This is a genomic window from Deltaproteobacteria bacterium (assembly GCA_011375175.1).
Classification (GTDB): Bacteria; Desulfobacterota; GWC2-55-46; order GWC2-55-46; family DRME01; genus DRME01.
On sequence record DRME01000025.1, the window covers coordinates 1 to 4,873 of the forward strand.

At 66.5% G+C, this 4,873-nt stretch carries 4 protein-coding genes; 3 read left to right on the top strand and 1 reads right to left on the bottom strand.

The window, feature by feature from the left end; all coding sequences use genetic code 11:
• Positions 1 to 614 precede the first annotated feature (614 nt).
• The 3 genes from ENJ37_01745 to ENJ37_01755 are packed head-to-tail and all read left to right on the top strand — an operon-like array spanning position 615 to position 3,583.
• Positions 615 to 1,286, top strand: coding sequence for an ABC transporter ATP-binding protein (locus tag ENJ37_01745; protein ID HHL39206.1), 672 nt, complete (start codon positions 615 to 617; stop codon positions 1,284 to 1,286).
• A gap of 12 nt (positions 1,287 to 1,298) precedes the next feature.
• Complete coding sequence (locus tag ENJ37_01750; GenBank protein HHL39207.1) at positions 1,299 to 2,501, top strand: FtsX-like permease family protein; 1,203 nt, start codon at positions 1,299 to 1,301, stop codon at positions 2,499 to 2,501.
• The gene (locus ENJ37_01755; protein ID HHL39208.1) at positions 2,498 to 3,583 is read left to right on the top strand and encodes an acetoin utilization protein AcuC; all 1,086 of its coding nucleotides are present in this window, start codon (positions 2,498 to 2,500) and stop codon (positions 3,581 to 3,583) included. The genes ENJ37_01750 and ENJ37_01755 overlap by 4 nt, the downstream gene beginning before the upstream one ends.
• Positions 3,584 to 3,604: 21 nt before the next feature.
• Here ENJ37_01755 and ENJ37_01760 read toward each other — a convergent pair.
• On the bottom strand, positions 3,605 to 4,873 hold a 1,269-nt coding region (locus ENJ37_01760; protein ID HHL39209.1), incomplete at its 5' end, for a phospholipid carrier-dependent glycosyltransferase.

The following is a 4,873-nucleotide window of genomic DNA, read 5'->3' on the forward strand; positions in this document are numbered from 1 at the left end:
TTACTCTGGGGGAAACTTTCTGTAGAAAGTTTCCCCCAGACCCCCTTCAAAGACTTTCAATACGAGTTGGTTTCCCCCTGTTTTGCCAGGCAAAACAGGGGGAAACCAACTCGCGTTAAAAGTTTTTGGAGGGAGTCTGAGGGAACCTTTTTACAAAAAGGTTCCCTCGGTGCAATAAATCAGAGCTTCCTTAAAAGTCTTTGAAGGGGCGTCCTGCCCGCGCCGGCTGCCTCGGGGGGCTGCGCCGGGGGTTCGGGCCGCAAAGGCGTAAAAAAATCCCGCCTGGCGCGGGCCGAACCCCCGGTGCAGCCTAAGCCCCGAATAACATACGATGGGGCGGGGGGAAACGCGGGACTACGGCCCTTCTACAGAAAGTTTCCCCCGGATTGCCCCCGGCGGCTGCCTCGTGGGGCTGTGCCGGGGGTTCGGGCCGCAAAGGCGTAAAGATCCCGCCTGGCGCGGGCCGAACCCCCGGTACAGCCGAAGAGCCGAATAACATACGATGAGGCAGGGGGGAAACGCGGGACTACGGCCCTTCTGCAGAAAGTTTCCCCCAGGGTAATTGGGGATGGGCCGGCCCCCCTGGGGCGGAAGCCCTCCCCGGAGAACCCTCAATGATAAGACTCCGCAACATCAGGAAGGTCTACCGCATGGGCTCCACCGAGGTGGAGGCCCTCAAGGGCGTGAGTTTCGAGATCGGCGCGGGCGAATTCGTGGCCGTCACCGGACCGTCGGGAAGCGGCAAGAGCACGCTCATGAACCTCCTCGGCTGTCTCGACCGTCCCAGTTCCGGCACCTACGAGCTCAACGGAGTGCGCGTGGACGGCATGAGCCGCGACGAGCTCGCGCGTGTGCGCAACAGGAACATAGGCTTCGTCTTCCAGAGCTTCAACCTGCTGAGCCGCCACAGCGCACTCGAGAACGTGGAGCTGCCGCTCTTCTACGCCGGCATACGGCGCACCGCCGAGCCCGCGCGCAAGGCCCTGGAGGAAGTGGGACTGGGACACCGCATCCACCATCATCCAAACCAGCTCTCGGGAGGCGAGCGCCAGCGCGTGGCCATAGCCAGGGCCATTGTCCTCTCGCCTCCGCTCATACTGGCCGACGAGCCGACGGGCAACCTCGACACGAAGACGGGGGACGAGATAATGGAGCTCTTCGAGCTGCTCAACGCCATGGGCACGACGATCATCATCGTCACCCACGAGGACGAGGTGGCCCGCCGCACGCGCCGCGTCGTGAAGATCCGCGACGGCGCGGTCGTCTCGGACAGCCCGGTGCCGTGAGGGACTGAAGGGATGCAGGTACTGAAGGTGGCCTTCCGGGCCATCGGCGCGAACAAGCTGCGAACGTCGCTCACCATGCTCGGCATAATCATCGGCGTGGGCGCCATCATAACGATGGTGGCCATCGGCGAGGGGGCCAAGCGCAAGGTGACCGAGTCCATAAGCAGGATCGGCACGAACCTGCTGCGCGTAAGGCCGGGCGCGGCGCGCCTGGGCCACATCGCCTCCGGCACCGTCGAAACGCTCACCCTCGCCGACGCAAGGGCCGTCGGCCGCTCCATACGGGGCGTGAAGTCCGTGAGCCCGGCGGTGAGCAACATGGGGCAGGTCAAGTACTCGAACAGGAACGCCACCACGCTCATCACGGGCACCACGCCCGAGTACGTGGCCATAAACAGCTTCAGGGTCGGCCGGGGCCGCTTCTTCACCGACCGCGAGGTGAGGCTCATGAAGCGGGTGGCCGTCCTCGGCATGACGGTCAAAAAAGACCTCTTCGGCGAGGCCCCGGCCCTGGGACGCAAGATAAGGATAGAGGGCCAGTCCTTCCTCGTCATAGGAGTAATGGAGCCCAAGGGGCAGACCTCGTGGAGGGACCCGGACGACCAGATATTCGTGCCCGTGACGACCTCGCAGAAACGGCTCTTCATCCAGGAGTACGTGAGCGACATCTATATCCACGTGGCCAACATCGAGGACATTCCCCGGGTGAAACGCGAGGTGGAACGGCTTCTGCGCGCAAGGCACAGGCTCGCCGAAGGCGTCGAGTCGGACTTCAACATACGGGACTACACGGAGTTCATAAAGACGCTCCGCGAGACGAGCCAGACCTTCACGGTGCTGCTGGCGAGCATAGCGGCGGTGTCGCTCATCGTCGGCGGCATAGGGGTCATGAACATCATGCTCGTGACCGTGACCGAGCGGACCCGCGAGATCGGCATACGCATGGCCGTGGGGGCGAGGGGCAGGGACATCCTGCGCCAGTTCCTCGTCGAGGCCCTGGCCATTACGATAACGGGCGGGCTCATAGGCATAGGCTTCGGCGCCGGCGCCTCGTGGGCCATATCGGAGGTCTGGGGCGAGTGGGAGACGGTCATAACGCCCTTTTCCGTGGCGCTGGCCTTCGTCTTCTCCGCCCTGGTGGGTCTCGTCTTCGGTCTGTATCCGGCGTGGAAGGCCTCGCGCATGGACCCCATCGAGGCGTTGAGGTACGAGTGAGCGAAGCCGTCTTTCTCTACAACGACAGGTTCGGCTCGTACAGCTACGGTCCGGGCCATCCCATGCGTCCTGTGCGCCTTCGGATGACCTGCGACCTCGCCCGTGAGCTGGGCCTCTTCGACGGCGGCGCGGGAAGGCTCGTCGAGTCGCGGAAGGCGACGCGCAGCGAGACACTCCTTGCGCACCGCGCCGACTATATCGACGTCCTCGAAAGGGCCGACGGCGGAGAAACGCCGCCCGAAGGGCCGCGATACGGCCTCGGTGCGGGCGACAACCCCGTCTTTCCCGGCGTCTACGAGTGGTCGCTCTACTCCACGGGCGCGTCGGTGCAGGCTGCGCAGCTCGTGGCCTCCGGCCGGGCGCAGAGGGCCTTCAACATAGCCGGAGGGCTCCACCACGCCATGGAGGCGAGGGCCTCGGGCTTCTGCTACATAAACGACGCCGTCGCCGCCATAAAGACCCTCACCGCCATGGGCCTGCGGGTCGCCTACGTGGATAGCGACGCCCACCACGGCGACGGCGTGGAGGCGGCCTTCCTCGACACCGACCGCGTGCTGACCGTATCGATCCACGAAGACGGCCGCTTCCTCTTTCCGGGCACGGGGTTTCCCGAGGAGATGGGCAGGGGGGCGGGACGCGGCTACGCCGTGAACGTGCCCCTTGCGCCGGGGGCCGGGAACGCCCTCTTTCTCAAGGCCCTGGAGGAAGCGGCGCTCCCCTTTGTCGAGGCCTTCGCCCCCGACGTGCTCGTAACGCAGCTCGGCGTGGACACCTTCGCCTCCGACCCGCTGACACACCTGGAGCTGAATACGGCTGGCTTCGAGGCCGCCGCGCGCCGCTTCAGGGAGACGGGTCTGCCCTGGGTCGCCCTCGGCGGAGGCGGCTACGACGTCGACAACGTGCGGCGGGCCTGGACGCTCGCCTGGGCGATCATGTGCGACAGGGAAGGCGACGAGAGGCTCGAGGCCCTGAGGGATCGCAGCGGCGGCGAAGGGTCGGCGGGCGGAGAGGCCGCGGCGGAACTCGAGAGAACGAAGGAGTTTCTGCTGCGCCGGGCCCTGCCCCTTGTGAAGGGAGGCTGACGGCCCCTTGGGCCGCCGGACTCACATATCCCCCGGCCGGGCCTTCGCCGAAGGGCGCCTGTGGCCGGGTCCGGCGGTCTTTCTCAGGAGGGTGTAGCTGCCGTAGACGCCCTCCTCCTCGAGGCCTGCCCGCAGCCGCTCGGGCAGGTGCCTGTAGCGGTCGCTCCTGACGGCGAAGTAGTCGCCGACGGCCGCCGCCGAAAGCCCGCGAACCAGGTCGGCGTCGTCGTAGCGCCGGGCCCGCCCTCGCGTGTAGAACTGGGCCGAGAAGGGCCTGTCGAAGAGGTAGTCGAGCCTTGCCCCGCTTCCGGCGCTCACTTCCTCGTAGTGCTCCACCAGTGTCTTCTGCGACTTGTAGGGCGCCTTGTAGGGAAGGTAATAGCTGAAGAGCACGGTCACGAAGAGGAGCGGCACGACAAGTCCCAGTGCTGCGAGTGTCGCCGACGCCCTGGGCCGCTCCTCGTCCCTTGCAAGCCATGACTCGGCGAGGAGGACGGCGAAGGCGGGAAGGCCGGGCTGGACGTAGGTGGGGAGTATGTTGCGGGCCGGCAGGAAGAAGAGCACGGGCGCGGCGGCCCACAAGAGCAGGTACAGCGTCCGTTCCCCTCCCAGGGCCTCCGCCATCGAGCCCGCCCCCCTTCGCAGCCTCTTGACGAGCAGGACGGCGAGCACCGGCGTCCAGGGCAGCACGGCGCCGAGCCAGTAGGCGATGATGGTGCCCCGCGTCCTCACGTGGGGGTTGCCGTAGAGATCGCCGCTCCAGCCGGCCTCGGTAAAACGCTTCCAGTGCTCGCCCACTATGAAGTACTCGATAAAACCCGGCGTCTTCCACTGGGCCGCCACGTACCACGGCGCCGCGATGAGGACCATGAGCGCCGCCCCCTCGACCCACCCTATCCTGCGGCGCACAAGGCCCCACTTTCCCTTGAAGAGCACCCAGAGAGAGACGGGGGCGAGCGTGAGGACGGCCGCCACGGGCCCCTTGGCCAGGAGTCCCACGGCAAGGCCCACGAAAAAGAGCCTGCTCCAGAGTCTCCCTCCTCCCTCGCCGACGGCCAGCCAGAAGGCGGCCATGGAGAGCGTCGTGCCCAGGACCATGACCGTGTCGGTGAGCACGGCTCCGGCGGTGATGAAGAAGAGGACCGTGCTCGAGAGGATCAGGCAGGCCGCAAGGGCCGCGTCGAGTCCCGCCGCGCGGCGTGCGAGCCTGAAGGTCAGGGCCGCCGTGGCCGCGGCGGCGAGCACCGAAGGCAGGCGGGCGGCGAGCTCGTTGACGCCGAGCACCTTGAA